The organism is Candidatus Paracaedibacter symbiosus, assembly GCF_000757605.1.
Classification (GTDB): Bacteria; Pseudomonadota; Alphaproteobacteria; order Paracaedibacterales; family Paracaedibacteraceae; genus Paracaedibacter_A; species Paracaedibacter_A symbiosus.
The window spans coordinates 1,541,099-1,559,256 of record NZ_JQAK01000001.1 but is presented as its reverse complement, the minus strand read 5'-3'; the positions used below and the strand labels follow the sequence as shown (position 1 = coordinate 1,559,256).

15 protein-coding genes are annotated in these 18,158 nt (G+C 42.1%); 3 read left to right on the top strand and 12 right to left on the bottom strand.

Features of this window, described 5'->3' with window-relative positions; genetic code table 11:
- Positions 1-14: 14 nt before the first annotated feature.
- The 7 genes from sucD to IG80_RS0107105 all read right to left on the bottom strand — a co-directional run bounded on the left by sucD (position 15) and on the right by IG80_RS0107105 (position 5,750).
- On the bottom strand, positions 15-926 hold the full coding sequence (gene sucD / locus IG80_RS0107135) for a succinate--CoA ligase subunit alpha (RefSeq protein ID WP_032113118.1): 912 nt from the start codon (positions 924-926) through the stop codon (positions 15-17).
- Positions 926-2,095 (bottom strand): ADP-forming succinate--CoA ligase subunit beta, encoded by a 1,170-nt coding sequence (gene sucC, locus IG80_RS0107130; protein ID WP_032113117.1) that lies wholly within the window; start codon positions 2,093-2,095, stop codon positions 926-928. The genes sucD and sucC overlap by 1 nt, the downstream gene beginning before the upstream one ends.
- Before the next feature lie 13 nt (positions 2,096-2,108).
- Positions 2,109-3,071 carry a malate dehydrogenase gene (gene mdh / locus IG80_RS0107125; RefSeq protein WP_032113116.1) on the bottom strand — a complete coding sequence of 321 codons (963 nt, stop codon included), beginning with the start codon at positions 3,069-3,071 and terminating at the stop codon, positions 2,109-2,111.
- Positions 3,072-3,171: 100 nt separating this feature from the next.
- Positions 3,172-3,828 carry an alpha/beta hydrolase gene (locus IG80_RS0107120; RefSeq protein ID WP_032113115.1) on the bottom strand — a complete coding sequence of 219 codons (657 nt, stop codon included), beginning with the start codon at positions 3,826-3,828 and terminating at the stop codon, positions 3,172-3,174.
- 67 nt (positions 3,829-3,895) lie between these two features.
- Positions 3,896-4,285 carry a prepilin peptidase gene (locus tag IG80_RS0107115; protein ID WP_198027257.1) on the bottom strand — a complete coding sequence of 130 codons (390 nt, stop codon included), beginning with the start codon at positions 4,283-4,285 and terminating at the stop codon, positions 3,896-3,898.
- Positions 4,286-4,393: 108 nt separating this feature from the next.
- Positions 4,394-4,612 carry a hypothetical protein gene (locus tag IG80_RS0107110; protein ID WP_198027255.1) on the bottom strand — a complete coding sequence of 73 codons (219 nt, stop codon included), beginning with the start codon at positions 4,610-4,612 and terminating at the stop codon, positions 4,394-4,396.
- 52 nt (positions 4,613-4,664) lie between these two features.
- On the bottom strand, positions 4,665-5,750 hold the full coding sequence (locus IG80_RS0107105) for a hypothetical protein (protein WP_032113112.1): 1,086 nt from the start codon (positions 5,748-5,750) through the stop codon (positions 4,665-4,667).
- Between the two features lie 173 nt (positions 5,751-5,923).
- Between IG80_RS0107105 and crcB the strand changes: the two genes are divergently transcribed.
- Positions 5,924-6,304 carry a fluoride efflux transporter CrcB gene (crcB, locus tag IG80_RS0107100; protein WP_032113111.1) on the top strand — a complete coding sequence of 127 codons (381 nt, stop codon included), beginning with the start codon at positions 5,924-5,926 and terminating at the stop codon, positions 6,302-6,304.
- Positions 6,305-6,351: 47 nt separating this feature from the next.
- Entirely contained in the window at positions 6,352-7,200 is an 849-nt protein-coding gene (locus IG80_RS0107095; RefSeq protein WP_032113110.1) for a TIGR01459 family HAD-type hydrolase, read from the top strand.
- Positions 7,201-7,228: 28 nt separating this feature from the next.
- Here IG80_RS0107095 and IG80_RS0107090 read toward each other — a convergent pair whose 3' ends face one another.
- The 4 genes from IG80_RS0107090 to rapZ all read right to left on the bottom strand — a co-directional run bounded on the left by IG80_RS0107090 (position 7,229) and on the right by rapZ (position 12,149).
- Positions 7,229-8,980, bottom strand: coding sequence for a hypothetical protein (locus tag IG80_RS0107090; protein ID WP_156962084.1), 1,752 nt, complete (start codon positions 8,978-8,980; stop codon positions 7,229-7,231).
- A gap of 131 nt (positions 8,981-9,111) precedes the next feature.
- On the bottom strand, positions 9,112-9,702 hold the full coding sequence (locus IG80_RS0107085; protein ID WP_032113108.1) for a hypothetical protein: 591 nt from the start codon (positions 9,700-9,702) through the stop codon (positions 9,112-9,114).
- Positions 9,703-10,123: 421 nt separating this feature from the next.
- Positions 10,124-11,116: an asparaginase gene (locus tag IG80_RS0107080; protein WP_032113107.1), complete on the bottom strand. Its 993-nt coding sequence runs from the start codon at positions 11,114-11,116 to the stop codon at positions 10,124-10,126.
- A 163-nt stretch (positions 11,117-11,279) separates the two neighbouring features.
- Complete coding sequence (gene rapZ, locus IG80_RS0107075; protein WP_032113106.1) at positions 11,280-12,149, bottom strand: RNase adapter RapZ; 870 nt, start codon at positions 12,147-12,149, stop codon at positions 11,280-11,282.
- A gap of 373 nt (positions 12,150-12,522) precedes the next feature.
- On the opposite strand from rapZ, the gene IG80_RS0107070 reads away from it, so the two are divergent.
- Positions 12,523-12,975 carry a copper chaperone PCu(A)C gene (locus tag IG80_RS0107070; RefSeq protein WP_032113105.1) on the top strand — a complete coding sequence of 151 codons (453 nt, stop codon included), beginning with the start codon at positions 12,523-12,525 and terminating at the stop codon, positions 12,973-12,975.
- Positions 12,976-13,191: 216 nt separating this feature from the next.
- Here the strand turns inward: IG80_RS0107070 and IG80_RS0107065 are convergent, their stop codons facing one another.
- On the bottom strand, positions 13,192-17,976 hold the full coding sequence (locus IG80_RS0107065) for an NAD-glutamate dehydrogenase (protein ID WP_084756215.1): 4,785 nt from the start codon (positions 17,974-17,976) through the stop codon (positions 13,192-13,194).
- Positions 17,977-18,158: the final 182 nt, after the last annotated feature.

The window sequence follows — 18,158 nt, the reverse complement described above, 5'->3', positions numbered from 1 at the left end:
AAAAAGTGCGCGCATTAATGGCTCGCCCTTTTTCCTTGGCTTTCACCTTTCATGGATTTAAGCATTGTCGCGCCCAAAGAAGCTGGGGAATCGGCAACATCAACACCCGCAATACGAAGCGCTTCCATCTTTTCTTCAGCAGACGCACCTGCCCCTGAAATAATAGCCCCCGCATGGCCCATTCGGCGCCCGGGAGGCGCAGTGACACCCGCAATAAAGGCAACCACCGGTTTATAGCGGCCTTTGGCATATTGATGTTTGATGTATTCCGCCGCGCGTTGTTCATCATCTCCACCAATTTCACCGATAAACAGAATACCTTCCGTAGCCGCATCATCCCAGAATAGCTCAAGAACTTCGGTGAAATTCATGCCTCGGACTGGATCGCCACCAATCCCCACGCAAGTGGTTTGACCCAGACCCGCTGCGGTTGTTTGCGCCACTGCTTCATAAGTCAATGTGCCAGAACGGGAAACAATCCCAATCTTACCTGGTGTATGAATGAAGCCTGGCATAATCCCAATTTTACATTCCTCGGGGGTGATGATTCCTGGGCAATTTGGGCCTATTAGGCGAACGGATTTTCCTTTGAGAGAGCGCTTTACTTGAATCATATCTTGAACCGGAATCCCTTCCGTAATACAAACGACTAGCTCAACGCCCGCATCTGCTGCTTCAAAAATCGCATCTGCAGCATAAAGGGCCGGCACATAAATCACCGAGACTGTCGCCCCCGTTTTACGAACCGCATCCCCAACAGTGTCAAAAACAGGAAGATCTAAATGCGTTGTCCCCCCCTTACCCGGTGTCACGCCGCCCACAAGTTTAGTACCATAGGCAAGCGCTTGTTCAGAGTGAAATGTCCCGTGTTTACCAGTAAATCCCTGACAAATCACTTTAGTATGACGATTAACCAGAATAGACATTAGGCAGCCCCCCTTATGGATTTAACAACGCAGGCTGCAGCCTGGGACAAATCGTCTTCAGAAATAATTTTAAGAGTTGATTCTTTAAGGATTTTTTTCCCTAATTCACCATTTGTTCCTTGCAAACGCACCACCATCGGGACCGAGAGATGTACTTCTTTGGCCGCTGCCACAATGCCTTCAGCAATCACATCACACCGCATGATGCCACCAAAAATATTGATTAAGATCGCCTTCACATTTTGGTCAGCCAGAATGAGCTTAAACGCGGCGGAGACTTTTTCTTTAGTAGCGCCACCACCAACGTCCAAAAAGTTGGCTGGCTCACCGCCATGGAGTTTGATAATGTCCATGGTTGCCATCGCCAGTCCCGCCCCATTGACCATACACCCAATACTGCCATCAAGTTTGACATAGCTTAGTTCATATTCGTGCGCCTGAGTTTCTGCGGGGTCTTCTTCATCCGTATCCCGAAGCGCCTCTATATCAGGATGGCGAATCAGACCATTATCATCAAAGCTCACCTTTGCATCCAAAGCGATCAGATTGCCTTGCGTGGTGAGGACCAGTGGATTGATTTCAATCTGGCTACAGTCAAGTTTTACAAAAGCCTGATACAATCCTGCTACCATTGTGATCATCTGCTTGATGGCCTGAGCTTCCAGCCCCAAGGCAAATGCTACTTTACGGCCATGGAATGGCTGGAATCCAGAAACGGGATCAATGGAAAAAGTCACAATTTTTTCTGGCATCGAAGCAGCCACTTCCTCAATATCCACGCCACCTGCTTGAGAGGCCATGACGGACACAGATTCTGTTTGGCGATTGACGATCATACTGAGATAAAATTCTTTATCAATATCGCAGCCTTGTTCGATATAAACTTTGCGAACCAATTGTCCTTTAGGCCCCGTTTGGTGAGTCACCAGGGTTTTGCCAAGAATCTTGCTTGTAGCGGCTTTTACTTCATCCAAAGATCGGGCGAGAATCACGCCACCCGCTTTACCACGCCCACCGGCATGAATCTGGGCCTTAACAACCCAAAGGGAGCCGCCAATTTCATCCGCTACTTTCACAGCTTCTTCAGCGGAAAAAGCAACTTTCCCTTTGGAAACGGGAATACCATATCCCCCCAATACTTGCTTTGCTTGATACTCATGTATATTCATTATAGGGAGTCCTTTAACTTGCCTGGCTGGTGATTTTTTGAGTATCAGCGATAAGAGATCTCACCCCAACAACTGATTTAGCGAAGGCATCTTTTTCATCCGCTGTGAGATCAAGTTCAATCACCTTTTCAACCCCACCAGCGCCAATGATCACCGGAACACCAACGTAAAGGTCAGAAACGCCATATTCGCCTGACAACCAAGCAGCACACGGCAAAATACGCTTTTGATCATGCAAATAAGATTCCGCCATCGCGATTGCCGAAGCCGCTGGCGCATAAAAAGCAGAACCGGTTTTAAGAAGGTTGACAATCTCACCACCGCCATTACGCGTCCGATCAATAATAGCATCGACCTTTTGTTGGCTAATCATCCCTTTTTTAATGAGATCAGGCAAGGCAACGCCAGCAACTGTCGTATAGCGCGGCAGTGGTACCATAGCATCGCCGTGACCACCCAAAACAAAAGCTTGGATATCTGAGACAGAAACTTTGAGTTCATCGGCTAAGAAATGACGATACCGGCCGCTATCCAAAACACCAGCCATGCCAACAACTCGGTTATGGGGCAGCCCACATTCTTGCCACATCACCCAAACCATGACGTCCAAGGGATTGGTGACAACAATCACGAAAGCGTCAGGACAGTAGCGTTTAATATTGCTGCCGACGGTACGGATAACACCAGCGTTAATCGATAACAGATCATCGCGGCTCATTCCGGGTTTACGCGGCACTCCAGCCGTAATAATCACCACATCAGCCCCTTTAAGGAGAGAATAGTCATTGCCACCGGTAATATGGACATCAAGACCATCAACCGCTGCAGCCTGGGATAAATCAAGGGCCTTGCCTTGAGGAATTCCTTCGGCCACATCGATGAGAGCAACGTCCCCTAATTGCCGTAAAGCAATTAGATGCGCCAAAGTCCCCCCAATATTTCCACTGCCAACAAGGGCGATTTTACGACGTGCCATTACACTCTCCTTTAATTAATTTTTCGATCCGATTTTATATCCAAAATATCTGAAGAAGCCGGTTGCTGGCTTCACATCTGCTTCCCAAAATCATGTTCCTTCAAGTATTTTGGATAGATGAAAAAACCTGGCCTAGAAACTGTCCGCCAAGTGAAATACCTTCCAGATCAATGCTATGTCCTAAGCCATGGCAGGTATGTGTTTTCGGCGTAAATCCTAAATGATGGAGCTGATTTGCACTTTCTCCCATCATCGCATAAGGAACAACCATGTCTGCCGTTCCATGCACGAGAAGCACTTCTGCTTTAGAGACACCAGCCTCAGGCGCTGACAATGGTGGATAGAAAGCCCCAGAATAGCCCAAAACTGCCTTCAATCCAGGCAAATGAAACAGCATCTCTAATGCCAACATTGTTCCTTGCGAAAATCCTACTAAACTCAGGTCCGATGATGTTAAGTCACGACTCCTTAATAAATGCTCAAGATACTCGCACAAAATAGGTGCTGCTCTTTCTAGACCAGCTCGCATATTAAAAGGATTAAAATCCGTCAAGCCAAACCATTGATACCCAAACGGAACTGACTCGCAAGGCTCATGGGCGTTGGGTGCATGAAACTCAACATCAGGCAGAGATGCTGCCCACATATCGGCTAAATCGATAAGGTTATCCCCGTTCGCTCCGTAACCATGCAATAGTACTACTAATTTTTTGGGAGAAACACCCGACTTAGATTTTTTTTGAGGACCTGATAACACGGCTGAAGACTCAATTACTAAAATTTTATTACATTCTTTCTCATCCTACTCCTTTCTATAGATGCCTTCAAGACAGTAAAATAATCCCTAAAGAAAATAATATTGCTGGCGTAAAGGGATACTCTTTCTGGCCATACCAGCGACGCCAAAAGACAGCTGTTACTCCTCCAAAAAAACCACATAAAATCAAAAATATGGACATTTTATCCATTGGCAGCCAGGCAAAACAGCTCGGGATCAACAGACAATCAGCCAGCCCCAACATCTTTTTGTGAACACAATAAAAAAGTCCACTAAAAGCCAGAAGCATTAGTAAGAAGAGATAAAATAAGTCAGGATGGGTGATAACACCATAAGCAACAGACGTCACCATGAATAGGAGGATTAAAAATAAAGGAATTGCTTTATCCCGCCAATCATAAAACAAAATCAGGCATGCATTCAGGACCACCACCATGGGGAGCCCTTGTAAAAAAACGGATATCAATGTAGAAGGCAAGTTTTTCCCCCATATTATAGTAACTTTAGATGGTAGACCCATAAGTGATGGGCCATCGATTTAAGATTAACTATTATCCACAGTATCTTCCTCATCCTCTGACAAATATTCTCCCGAGGGATTTTCCAGAGTATCTAATTTTTTTATCTGTTGAGAAAGCAGAGATGAAGCGGGAGAAGCAGGTGCTTCCTGCACTGCCTTTCTCTCAATCGTGGGGGAGGGAGTGTTTGAACTATCACTCCTTGATTTTTGAGAAGAAACTGAACTAACTGATACCTTTTTCAAGATTGCCATCTCAGGAGTACGCGCTTCTGAAGTTGATACACTAGATTACTTCCTAATTTGTTGTCTTTTTGGGAATTGCAATTGGCTGAGTTTTGTTAGTTGGATAAGAACCTTGTTCATTCTCATCTTTCTTTTCCTCATCTTGATCGTTATTGCTCGTTAAAATGAATCCTTTACCCATTGGAAAGTCAACATCTGAATTTATATTAAATAAATCTGAGCGTATGGTAACGGGGGTTGGAATTTCGTTATACCCAAATGTTTTGCTTAACAAGTCTTGATAATAAGAAATTCCTTTATCATTTCCTGGTTTTAACAAGACAGATTCATGCTGGCTTAATAGCTCAAGTGTTACCACATATTTTTCATATACAGATAAAATCAGTAAAATATCAGCCCTATTTTTATGTTTATTTTCTTCATCTCGTTCTTTTTTATATTGTTTTAATTTGCTCTCATAATCAGCAGAGGCTGCCCAATCTTTCTTGGATAAATTTGAATCGCCCCAAAGTTTTTTACGTCTTTTCTTAGCCCCCAAACTTGTAATACTACGATCCAGGGGGCCGCCTCCTCTGGTATACTTATATTGATCGCACAGTATAGCACCCAGCTTTTCTTGTAGGCCATTTTCTCCTCCAAGAAAATTTAAGCCTTCCTTTAAATCGTATTGAATCGTTTTATAATTCGGTAACTCAACTTGATTGGCTAAATCATTGATAACCCCAGTGATAGATTGAAGACAAGCATAGACATAATCTACCTTTAAAGAAGCAATTACCATCTGATTGTAAAGCCGCAAAGCAGTCTCTTTATGTTCCTCCAATACATGCTGATCCAATCCATTATAACTGGGGCTCATTGGTATCGTCTGCTCAAGTCTTCTAATCTCTTTTTGAATGATGTCGTGGGCATCTCGAACATTTAAAAGACTTATCTGTTCCTTAAACTGCTCCTCAGGTTTTTTTGGAACTTCGAGGTAGGAACCGCCAGCCTTGATAGCTCTTCCTACCCAACCAACCACTTGAGATCCAGGCCCAAGCCAGTCCATACCCTGACTTGGCATCACTGCTCCGGTAAAAAAAATTGATAAAACAGGTAATAAAGTAAGCAATGATAATCTTTGTTTTTTTAAGTGCATGAGACCAAACTCCCCCTTCTGATGAAATTTCAGAAAACATATAGTGCCTTATAATAAAACTAAATTATATCAAGTTAAAAAAATAAATTCACAAAATTTTAATATAACTGCAATCTTTTTTTAACGATATACTAATATTGTTAAGAAATTACTAGATTCTTGTAGAGCGATTCATGCTGAAAACTTATTTTGCTGTTGGATTAGGCGGCGCGCTTGGCGCCATGTCACGGGTTTTTCTTTGCCATATTATCCCAGCCAGCCTTTGGCGTTATTTGCCTTTACAAATTTTAACCGTCAATGTGCTTGGTTGTTTTATCATGGGATTGCTCACAGGAATTATGAGTTTTTATTGGCAACCCAACCCCGCTATAAAATCATTCCTCACCACTGGCTTTTTAGGGGGATTTACCACCTTCTCTTCTTTTTCGATGGAATTTGGTTTACTTATTGAACGAGATCTTATCTTCCCCGCTATTTCCTATGTGATTTTAAGTGTTGGTCTTAGTCTTATCTGCTTCTTTGTTGGGCTTAAACTGGTTGAAATCCACTCCTAAATTGCCTACCTATATATTAGGCAACCAAATTTAAGAAGCTTTTCCAAATGGACGTTGATATTTCTCTCCTTGACTGGGCAGCAATAATGGCACGATACGACACTTTTCTCGTCGATTTGGTCGGGGTGGTCTATAATGGCATTGATGCTTTCCCAGAGGCGATTGCTGCTTTAAATCAGTTCCCTCAAAATAAGAATCTTATCTTTGTTTCAAACAATCCACGCCCCTCAGAACTCTCCCTAAAGAAATTACAAAGCTTTAAGGTGAAACCGTCGTTTACTGTTGTGACGTCGGGTGATTTTACCAAACACAATTTGGACCTTGACCAAGAGGCTACCTATTATCACTGGGGGACAGAACGAAATACGGACATTTTAAAGGGGATTGATATTAAAATAACGGATACCCTTCCCCAAGCTGACAAAGTGCTTCTCACCGCCTTCATTGAGGCTGAGGAGGACGAATCACAGTTTGACGCTTTAATCGATCAGATCCTCGCGCGCAAGCTCCCAGTTTTTTGTGCCAACCCTGACCGGTTTGCTTTTTATGGTAAGGAAATACGTAAATGTGCGGGTTACTTTGCCGATAAGCTCATCGCTAAAGGCGGAGAGGTGACGATGTGGGGCAAACCTAATAAAAGCCTCTATGACTTTGTCGGCACTAAATTTCCAGAAGCAACTGTTGATAAAAAAAGATGTCTGATGATTGGCGATACGCTGGAAACAGATATTTTAGGTGCCCAGCACTATGGCATAGATTCTTTGCTCGTTTTGTCAGGCATAACAGGCGCATTGCGGCAAAAGAAGATGCTTTTCTCTCACGCACCTTTAGCAGACATTCATCCAACGTATATCTGGAATCATTTAGGTTCGGCGGAGCCAATTTATGTACAATAGCTGAAAGGGGAACCAAACTAGGCAGTGCCTAGATGCTAGATCCCTTTAAGAGCAAATACATCATCACGCAAAGAACACTTCCAGTAGCAAACACATACCTTTTTTTAATTCCATATTCTTGCCAAAGAGATCTCCAACTCCCTCGTCTTTCTTCCTCCTCTGGCGCCTCATCATTTAAGTTTGAGTGAAAAGACGACCTCGAAACTGGTGAGTTTAGAGGATCGTCTTCTAGGAGAACTGAATTTAATTTCAGAGATTTTGAATCACTGGGCTTTAGGTCATCTTTGTTGCTATCTTTCTTTCTTTCTTTTTCCGTTAAAGTTTCTATTTCTTTTTCCGTTAAAGTTTTTATTTTTTTTTGAGTTACTCCTTGCTTTCCGGTGTTGGTGCCTTTTGTGGCTGATGCCTCAGCAGGTATGACTTCCACACCGGTGGCAGTGGAAGAAGTACTGCTCTGCTCGGCAAAGTCTTGCCCCTTAACAATGGATTGAAGTACCCCGCCGCTAATATCATTGGATGGCCTAAGAGAACCTCCATTGGCTGCCAACGGGCTATTATAGATAAACCTGGATGACTCAGAGTCCAACATAGAAGAGTTTTCCTCCCTTCCGACAGATAATTGTCCTCCTAAAGCGTTACGTAAATCACTTAGATCATGGAGTAATTGAGCAAGTTGAGCCGAAGAGTCAGAGGATTTGGAAAGAGAAGGAGTAACCTCACTTAATTGAGGGACTCCTTCTAATTCAGCCTTGCTGTCAACACTAAGATCAACATTAGAACTATTGTCTATGTCATTTTTTTTTGAACCGTCTTTGCTACCGGTTTTTAGAGATGCCTCTTGCTTTTCAATGCTACTAACCACCTCATTGGTGAGCCCCGTCATAGCATTTTGCGTTACTGCTGTTTCGGGTACTTCCTCTCCTACTGCTTGTGTTACTGCAGGAGGTGCAGCATCAGTTTGTGGATCATCTTTTTTTTCGACTATGGGTTGTGTATCAGTTGTGGGTTGTTCAGAAGAAACACCCCGATGTTGCTCCTGACCGGAGGATGTTTCAGCACTAGGTTCAGTTGTGGGTTGCTCAGGAGAAACACCCTGCTGTTGCTCCTGACCGGAGGATGTTTCAGCACTAGGTTCAGTTGTGGGTTGTTCAGAAGAAACACCCTGCTGTTGCTCTTGGCCGGAGGATGTTTCAGCACTAGGTGTGGTTTTTGAAGGCTTTACGATAGGTTTCATCGAATTGAATTTCTCTTGATCTTCTTTACTAATTTCAAGATAACCTAACAAAATATCCAATGCCTTTTCATAGATCTCTAGCTGAGATTTTTTAGCTTCACCCACCTTAATAACCACTTCTTTTTTACTTGAAACGGCCTCCTTTAAAGCGTCATACATTGTTTTTTCAGCAACCAATTTAGCCTGGGGATTTTGGGCCACCATTCGATCTAATGTAATAAACTCGGGATATTTTGCACGATCAGTAGTGCTCCAAGAGAATATACTTACAAGCGTTTTTACTCCCCCCGAAAAACCTTTATACATAAAGATTTTTTTAAGCATAGCATCTAGATCTGCTAATGTCTTTGAATTGGCTTTTTCTAAGCTATCAAGGGCCCCTTTACTCTCTGCTTCCAGGTCAGTAATTTTCTTATCTAATTGCTTTATCTCTGTTTCATGCTCAGCCTCAGCTTTAGCAAGATCTGACTTGAATCCATCCAGTGATTCTTGCCAGAGGGCTATATCTCTTTTATTTTTGGTAGGCTTTTGATTCTCTTTGGCCACCAATGCTTCAGTAGTATTAATTTGGTCTTGGAACTTATCCTGTATTAATTTAAAGGTTGCTTTTTTTTCTATTTTTTCATTATTAACGGTTATCTTTAGGTTTTCTAATGAATCATCACATTTTTGTTTTTCTAACTCAAAAGCACCTTTACCTTTTTTCTTTCAATCTCGACCAAGTATCGATAAGTAGTAGCAGTCCCCATCATACTATAAAGCCGATCAAGTGTTTGTGCGTCTTTTGATCTTGCTTTCTTAACTTTTGTCTCAGTGGAGCCAATTAATGTCGCATCGAGCAGACCAAACAAAGTCTCAACAATTTCTTCTGTGCTCTTGTTAATGGCTCTTACTAAACTATTTTCACCGCCGTCGCTCAGCTCTAAAAGTAAATCATTTAATAATTTTGGTCTATTTCTATCGGTTAGAATTTGAGCCATCACATTAGTAGCTGCACCAAAATTGTTACCAGACTCAGCAGTCAAATCTCCAGTAGGTGAAAAAGTACTGGGAATAATTTTTCTTACTTTTCCATTATCGCTATCTTCTTCAGCAAGCTCTTTTAGCTTCTTAATAGTGTTTGCCACTACATCTTGGTCGCGAACATCTTCTTTTTCCGCTGCAATGGTTGATGGAGCAGAGATAATGGAAATGCACAGTGGCATGGCCGCTGTTAAAAACAGTCCCAGGATCGGTGTTAGTCCTTTATTTTTATTTGAAGCACGCATTCTTGATTTCTCCCAAATAATTAAGTTCAGTCAATCCAATTAGCTATTTTCAATGGAATTTGGCGTTTTCCATCCCAATTGGAAATCATCTCGTGGAACCGTTTTTAAAATCCACTTACCAAAGCCTAATGCAATTTCAAAACAAAGTTAAGAATAAAATTATTATTTTAGTAAAAATTTTACCTTAATTTAGTATAATACGGCAAATCTTTAGTATTATTTGGGTCGGATGCCCCAGCTGGAGAGAGGCAGTGTGACTTATAGCGAGTTGAGTTGGGAAATATACATTTTATAGCGCGATTTTGGAGGAATTTCGAGTCATAAAAACCATGAGTAGCAGTCTCTCTTTAAGGTTTTTAAGACAACGAAAGCACGCCAAAAATCAGCTTAGAAAAGGTAAGTTTTTGAACTCAATTCACTATTATATAGCCGACCGGATTTTACCAACGATCTGTCTATTCCAATTGTTAATCGGAAATTCTAAATAATTGGTAAAGTCTGCAATATTAGAAATAAGTTGAAGGCGGGAGAGCAATGACATCAAAGCCACTTCGGCCGCTTTTAAGTTACCATCATCGATTTTAAGAGCAATTCCCCACTTTCTTTTGGGGATTGCCGCTGAGAAAACGCCATCGGCACCCATCTTGACAAGAACCTCACCGCCTGTCTTTTCGATAATATCCGTGCAAAAGCGCCCGGTTCCGGCTATTAAATGAGGATACTGTTGCATCGCTTCCACCACGCGGGCGCATGACCGTTGTAAGGATTCACGCATATTCTTAGGGTCAACCAATTTGGCCATTGCCATGGCAAGCCCCTGGAGTTCCATTCCAATGACCGGAATCTGACATCCGTCAAATCCTTTAGGGGCCAAATCCACATCCGTTCCCGTCATCTCTGCGATGAGTTCATTGACCTTTTGTTGAGTTGAATGATTAAAGTCCGTATACCCTTTTAATGGAGCCTCTAAAAACTTCGCCAAAGTTAAGAATCCCGCATGTTTACCAGAGCAAGCATTATGCAACGTTGTGGGCTTTTCACCTCGAGCCGCTAATGCTTTAGCACTTTCCCTCCCCATAGGAGCATGAAGCCCACATTCTAAATCCCCTTGCGTTAAGTCTAATCGATTAAGCCAGGCGTGAACGACCTCCACATGCTGCTCCTCACCATTATGAGACGCGCAAGCAAGAGCTATTTCTTGTAAACTCACCTTATATTGATCAGCAGCCCCGGACTCTAACATTGCTAGGACTTGGATAGGTTTTAGAGAAGAGCGTGGATAAATAGTCTGGCGGAAATGACCAGTCGCAGTGATCAAATCACCCTCTGAATCCACTACAACATAACTACCGCGATAGCTATTTTCCACTAAATCGCCCCGAATTAAATTAACGAGAACTGGATTTGTATTCATTATTATTTTCTCTATTATTTTCTGTTAACTTACTATCAATTGTGAAGTTAACTATATCACAGCCCCATATAAAAACCTAGGTTCTGATAGAGCGCGCTATCGGCAGAAAATTTGAGTTCACAAATTCACTCAAACCCTATGGCTAAAATTCCTGATTTTCGTGTCACGAGGGGTATAGCTCCCTGTGTTCAGTGATAATTTTCTCTCCCAAAGATGTCAAAAAATCTGATAATTGTTCAATCATAAAAACAGATCGATGCTGCCCACCTGTGCATCCAGCCGCAATTGTCAGATAACTACGGCCAGATTTTTTAAAACCATAGATGGTTGGAATAAGCATTTGTTGAATTGATCGATACACCGTTTGCCAAGCATAGTCATTATTTAAAAACTCAACTACAGCTTCATCTTTTCCAGTCAAAGGGCGCAAACTCTCTTCATAAAAAGGATTTTCTAAAAAGCGAGCATCCAGCACAATATCTGCATCGGGCGGAATTCCGTGACGATAGGAAAAGGACATTAATCGGATTTCAAGATTAGGTGAATTTTCTTGGGCAAAAATATTGTTTAAAATACGTGTGAGAGTCATGGAGGTCACAAAAGAGGTATCGATGATGTGATCTGCATAGTTAACAACGGGCGCCAAGAGTGCTCGTTCACGCTGAATCCCCTCAAGAAGCGTTTTACTCCCCAATGGATGCCGATGTCGAGAGACATTATACCGTTTTATTAAAATATCATCTTGGCATTCCAAAAATAATAATCTAACGACAATGCCGTCACGGATTGAAGCAATCATTTCCATGGTTTTTGTTGCACAGCCAGCAAAGGATCTTAACTCAAAACCGACGACGAGGGGAAGTTGAACATGCCCCGCTTTAATCCCTTTTAAAAACTCAGGAAACAAAAATGCTGGCAAATTATCAATAACTGCGTAGCCAATATCTTCGAGAACCTTTAAAGTTGTAGAGCGTCCTGCCCCCGACATTCCGGTGACAAAAATCAAATCGACATTTAATTTTTTCTGCGTCATATTGCCCACCTTGATTTTGGGAACGTTTTTGGACGAGGATCATTTTAAGTCATTTTTTAAGCGATAATACCTTTAAAGTGTGCCCTACTCATACTCTTAATTCAAGAAATTTGGAAGGCTGCACAAAAAAAGCAAAAATGAGATCGCTTCGGATATGTTTCAGGAACTTGTCCTAGGTTCTATGCACCTAATTCGCGCAAAACACTGCCGGAAAAATCTAATTTAAAGATTGCGCTCCCCTGCGACAAGTTGTCTCTTATATGGATCTTTAGAAAGGAGTATGAAAGATCTACACTCAAAATACTTGAAAAAGTCGAGTTCTGGCTTCTTCAAGTATCTTGGGTATATCAAGAAAATTGACTAATTTGAGGTAATGATGCAACTTAAAACTTTCCTAAAAACTTTAGCCCTCTCCCTCATTCTGCTTTCCCCCGCCTTCGCTGACGTGATTGTCGGGAAGTTAACTTTGAGCAACGCCTGGGTTCGCGCTGGCACTATGGATAGAAATACAGCCGCCTATGTGACAATCAACAATCCTTCTCTCACAAAAGATAAATTAAGGAGTGTCACTTGCCAGGCGACGAAATTTACAGAACTCCATGATCACATTAATGAAAATGGCGTAATGAGAATGCGGCCAGTAGAGGCAATTGCTATAGGAGGCAGCACCGTTGAGCTTAAGTCAGGAAGCCTTCATATTATGTTGATGGGCCTTAAGAGAGATTTAAAGGATGGGCAAATTGTTACAATGACCCTTGAGTTTGAAAAAGCCGGTAAAGTCGATGTCGATTTTGCAGTGGTTGATCCCACAAAAAAAGCATCCTAAAGGAATTCTGCTGACCATTGATAGCCTAGAATGAATCCCAAGCCTTCGGTAAAAGGCTCAGGCATTTCCTTACTCTCAGACATCATTGCGCGGAAATTGCCCCATGCGCTTGGCTCATTCGCAATGATATCTTGGAGATTTCACATATAATCACGAACATATAATCATGATAAGTATAGCCAATCTAGTATAGATTGGCTAATCTCCCCACCGTGATTATGTTACTTGCTGCAGTTGGCGAACAATAAAGCTCAACAACCCAAAATCAGGACGAACAGTACCACCAACACCTGTCATCAGAGATTGTACTTGAATAAGATGGGTCTGATTATCATCAATCCAGCTTGTTGCATCGCCATTCTTTGATCCTGCCAGTGCCTGTTGCAAAAGTGACATTGCTACCATTCCCACATCATTCAAGAGACTAAGCTGAGCACTCCGTTGCCACTCTGTTTCGATAGCCAACTGGTGGATCATCGTTTCCAACCAATCAATCCCCACGGTTGATTTAATATTGAAATAGGTTTTAGCCGTCAGCAAGACATCTTCTTTTCCAGAAGCAACTGAAGCTATTTCTAAAATAGACGGTAAAAAGAGAATCGTTGCCAATTGTTGGGCGGTGAGCCGATCAACACCTTTGGTTTCAAGCTCGTGGATGCGAGCCTGCATCTCGATGACTTGTTTTGCCGAGAGCGTGGCAGGCAGATGGTGCACCAACTGGTCAATCACGTCTCTACTTGGCACTGAACATTGAGTCCCTAATAAATGAAGAACAGTAACACGCAGGCTTTGAGCAATTCTTTGATACGCATCAAGTTGCACATCTGAGATCATTTTCTCGTCGAGGACATCGATACGGGCCCATAACTCATTTAAATTAAATAAACGATTGGCAGTGAAGAAAGCTTCCACCACTTGGTGAACCCGCAAACCGCTAGCACTACAAATCTCGTGAGTAAAAGTAGGCCCTACACGGTTAATCAATTCATTTGCTAAAACAGTTGCGACAATTTCGGCGCGTAAAGGATGGCCTAAAATACCCCTTTCAAACTGTTCACGTAAAAGCGCAGGGAAGTAAGCAGATAGCAAAGGGTTAAAGATATCTTTAGTGACGTTGCCAGAATAAATCAATTGGTTATATAAATGAATTTTTGAATAAGCAAGAAGAACAGCCAGCTCAGGCCGGGTTAACCCTTGACTTTTTGTGCGACGGCGTTCAATTTGCTCGTCATCTGGCAAAAATTCAATACTCCGATCAAGCCCTGCTTCAGCTTCTAAAATCTTAATGAGCGCCTGGTAAGAGCTGAGTGCCGACACATCTACTCTTTCTAATATTGAGAGAATTAATGTCTGACGATAGTTATCCTGTAAAACAAGCTGAGCAACCTCATCCGTCATGTGGCGCAGGATTTGATCTCGTTTTGTCCGTTCAATTTTTTCTGGCAGCGCGTTAAAGAGAATTTTAATGTTCACTTCGTGGTCCGAACAATCAACTCCTGCCGAATTATCAATTGCATCTGTATTTATACGCCCCCCATTTAAAGCATATTCCACACGTGCCAATTGCGTCATCCCCAGGTTTGCCCCCTCTCCAATCACTTTAGCGCTTACCGATCTCGCATCAACCCGGACATTAAGATTTGCAACATCCCCTACTTCAAGATTCGATTCGGTGGTTGCCTTAATAAAGGTTCCAACCCCCCCAAACCACAACAGATCAACCTCTAGCTTCAACAACGCTTTAATAAGCGCATCGGGTGAGTATTGGCTCTCAGATAACCCAAAAGCACTTCGCGCTTCAGGGGTTAAATAGATAACCTTCTCATCACGCGCAAAAACGCCACCCCCTTTAGAAATAAGTTTAGGATTATAATCTGACCAACTGGAGCGGGGCAACTCAAATAGTCGTGCCCGTTCCTTAAAAGCAATCATCTCATCCGGATGAGGATCAAGGAAGATATGACGATGGTCAAAAGCGGCAAGTAAGCGTATTTTCTCGGACCGCAACATACCATTCCCAAAAACGTCCCCTGACATATCTCCAATACCAATAACGGTGAAGGGCTCATTTTGAACATCATGCCCCATTTCACGGAAGTGCCGCCTCACTGATTCCCAAGCACCCCGGGAAGTAATCGCCATTTTTTTATGGTCATAGCCCGCAGAACCACCTGAAGCAAAGGCATCGTCCAACCAGAATCCATATTCTTGTGAGATAGCATTCGCAATATCAGAAAATGTTGCAGTCCCTTTATCTGCAGCCACCACTAAGTAAGGATCATCCTGATCATAACGAATAACTTGCGCCGGCGGCACCACATTGCCATTCACCAAATTATCCGTTACATCTAAAAGCCCACGAATCATCGTTTGGTAACAGCAGATGACTTCTTGTTGCAGATCATTACGATTAACAAACTCAGGTTGGCGCTTAACAATAAAGCCGCCTTTTGACCCCAGGGGAACAATTACCGAGTTTTTCACCATCTGTGCTTTCATCAAACTTAGAATTTCAGTGCGATAATCTTCATAGCGATCAGACCAACGCAAACCTCCACGCGCAACTTTGCCGCCACGCAAATGAATCGCTTCCATACGGGAAGAATAGACATAAATTTCAAATAAAGGGCGGGGTTGCGGCAAATCTTCAAGCTCAGCACAGGTGAACTTAAAGGAAACATAATCTTTCTGGTTCCCCTGATCATCCAATTGATAGTAGTTGGTACGAACCGTTGCTTGCAATACATTTAATAAGCGGCGGAAAATCTTATCATGATCGAGACGCGTCACATTTTGTAATTGGGCTAAGAAATCCGCCTCAATGGCTTCGATTGGCCTTAAATTTTCTCGGTTGACTTGGAATCGACCTTCAAAGCACTCAACCAGCAAAGCACTTAAGTGAGGATAGTCTGCTAAGGTTGACTCAATGTACCCTTGCGAGTACGGCAATTTAATCTGTAACAAATATTTGCTATAAGCCCGCAGCAAAGTCACTTGACGTACCGTAAGTCCTGATTTCAAAATTAATTGATTAAAGCCATCGTTTTCAGTGGTTTGCTTCCAAATCTCTTGGAATGCTACTCCTAAGAAAACTTGATTTTTATGCCAATTAGCGCTGGTATCAAGATGAATATCAAAATCATGGATGTGAAAGTTCGTTTCCATTTTTTGAATATGGTAGGTAGTCTCCGATAAAACTTTAATACCAAAATTACTTAGGATTGGCAGAAGAACGGCCAAAGATAAAGCCTCACCCATATGATAAATTTTGACTTTTAATTGATCCGTCTTGGTCTGGTAAAGACGTAAATCAACACCATGCGAAGGGGTTAAAGATTCCAAAATTAAAATGTCAGCAAAGGCATCCTTAATACTAAAATGCTCCTGATAGGCTCCAGGGAACCCATGCCGATAGAGAGATAATGTTTGAGAAACAGCTTCTTCTGATGATTCTTGCTCGTTGTACTTATCAAATCGGTCAACCCAGCTTAAAGAAGCCTCCGACAATTCAGTTTCTAATGCATCAATATTGATATCAACATGTTGCGGTTTAATATAATTCAGCACAAAAATGATCCGCGCATAGGGCAGGTCACCTACTTGGGCTACACTAGAAGCCATATCCCCTTTTAGGCGATCACAAACGAGCTGGCCCAAACGCTCTTTGAGGCTGAAAGAATAACGTTCCCGTGGCAAATAGACCATTAAAGTTAAATAGCGACCATACAGATCATGACGGGCAAAAACAGCAACATCACCGGGCCGCTCTTGCAGCTCTGAAACCCGGCGGCAAATATGGGTGAGTTGATCCTGATCATGATAAAACATTTCATCACGGGGAATACTATCAATAATCGAAATAAGACTTTTGCCATCATACCAGGAAGGATCCACATTAAATTTGCTGAAAACAGTTTGCGCCTTTTTTTGAAGCCAGGGAATGTCAAAAGCCGAGATATTAAATAGCTCTTTTTTAAAGATCCCGATAAATTGGTAAACCCCTTGGATTTTACCTTCTTCTGACCAATCCAAGACCTCAACCGAATCAATACGAGAATGACGATGAATAGGAGAACGATGACTGGTTTTTAAGACAGATACCGATGGGAAAACAGCATTAGGGGAGGATTCTTCGTCTGGAAGAATCTTAGCCCGAGCAATGGCTGGCACCAAATCGTCAGCAGAGGCAATTAATTCATCCCGAAACAATCCTGTGATCTGACCTATCCCCTCTTCTTCTAAACAGAAAAAGGAATTATTTGTTTCTGAAACTTTTAACTTAAAATAGCGACCGCCTAAAAAGAGGAAATATTTACTGCGCAACCAATCAAGAAAATCCTTTGTCTCCTTGCTGTCATCCGGACACCATTTGGAAACATTTGCTAGATTGAGGCGCGATTCAATATGCTCAAGATTGCGATGCAAGGTCGCTTGATCATCCACAACCCAGCACAGTTGTTGCAACATGCGGTTGAGATCAGCCTCAAACTGAGACAACTCAACGTCAGAAAATTTATATTTGGCCATAATAAAAATGACAGATTCAAACCGTACTTTACCTGATTTTTGCGTCGCTTCATGATAATCGGGGTAAATTTCTTGTAAAATACCAGACTTATCTCGTTCTACCCCAATAACGGGGTGCAATAAAATCTGTGGCTTGAGATTCCAGCGCGCCAAAAACGACTGCAAGCTATCGATGATATAAGGCCGATCCACATTCACTAAAGTTAAAAACAAACGGGGTGTCTTATGAAGGGAGACAGCTTCACGACGAATAGAAACGATCGGGGCATTTATCAATGGCTTGCAAAAGCTTTCCCAGGTCACTGTAACAATTTTCTCCAAGTCCTCATCGGCCAATTTGTTTAAGAGATTAAAAGGGAGGCGGTCAAACAGCAAACCTGAAAATTGTGTTACTTCTGCAATACTTTGATCAGGAATATGTGTAGCAGCAGCCAAATTGGCGATGATTTTTTGTTTAAACTGATTGAGCATCATCTCGGGAACCTAACTTGTCGTTTTATAATAAATTTGAGTGTAGCATAACAAATCTTACTATAAAGTTGAACTAGCTTCTGTGCGTATAATCCATTCACAAATGATCTTGAGACATTTTTAGCCGAAAATGGTGGTAAATTCGATGGAATATTTTATTTATTTGTAGAAATTTGCAAGCAAAC

What these genes read in the sequence shown, in the direction of transcription:
- IG80_RS0107085 (WP_032113108.1), bottom strand. Translation starts at nt 9,702, where the DNA reads ATGCGTGCTTCAAATAAAAATAAAGGACTAACACCGATCCTGGGACTG.
- mdh (WP_032113116.1), bottom strand. Translation starts at nt 3,071, where the DNA reads ATGGCACGTCGTAAAATCGCCCTTGTTGGCAGTGGAAATATTGGGGGG.
- IG80_RS0107115 (WP_198027257.1), bottom strand. Translation starts at nt 4,285, where the DNA reads ATGGTGGTGGTCCTGAATGCATGCCTGATTTTGTTTTATGATTGGCGG.
- IG80_RS0107070 (WP_032113105.1), top strand. Translation starts at nt 12,523, where the DNA reads ATGATGCAACTTAAAACTTTCCTAAAAACTTTAGCCCTCTCCCTCATT.
- IG80_RS0107105 (WP_032113112.1), bottom strand. Translation starts at nt 5,750, where the DNA reads ATGCACTTAAAAAAACAAAGATTATCATTGCTTACTTTATTACCTGTT.
- IG80_RS0107080 (WP_032113107.1), bottom strand. Translation starts at nt 11,116, where the DNA reads ATGAATACAAATCCAGTTCTCGTTAATTTAATTCGGGGCGATTTAGTG.
- crcB (WP_032113111.1), top strand. Translation starts at nt 5,924, where the DNA reads ATGCTGAAAACTTATTTTGCTGTTGGATTAGGCGGCGCGCTTGGCGCC.
- sucC (WP_032113117.1), bottom strand. Translation starts at nt 2,095, where the DNA reads ATGAATATACATGAGTATCAAGCAAAGCAAGTATTGGGGGGATATGGT.
- IG80_RS0107065 (WP_084756215.1), bottom strand. Translation starts at nt 17,976, where the DNA reads ATGATGCTCAATCAGTTTAAACAAAAAATCATCGCCAATTTGGCTGCT.
- sucD (WP_032113118.1), bottom strand. Translation starts at nt 926, where the DNA reads ATGTCTATTCTGGTTAATCGTCATACTAAAGTGATTTGTCAGGGATTT.
- rapZ (WP_032113106.1), bottom strand. Translation starts at nt 12,149, where the DNA reads ATGACGCAGAAAAAATTAAATGTCGATTTGATTTTTGTCACCGGAATG.
- IG80_RS0107095 (WP_032113110.1), top strand. Translation starts at nt 6,352, where the DNA reads ATGGACGTTGATATTTCTCTCCTTGACTGGGCAGCAATAATGGCACGA.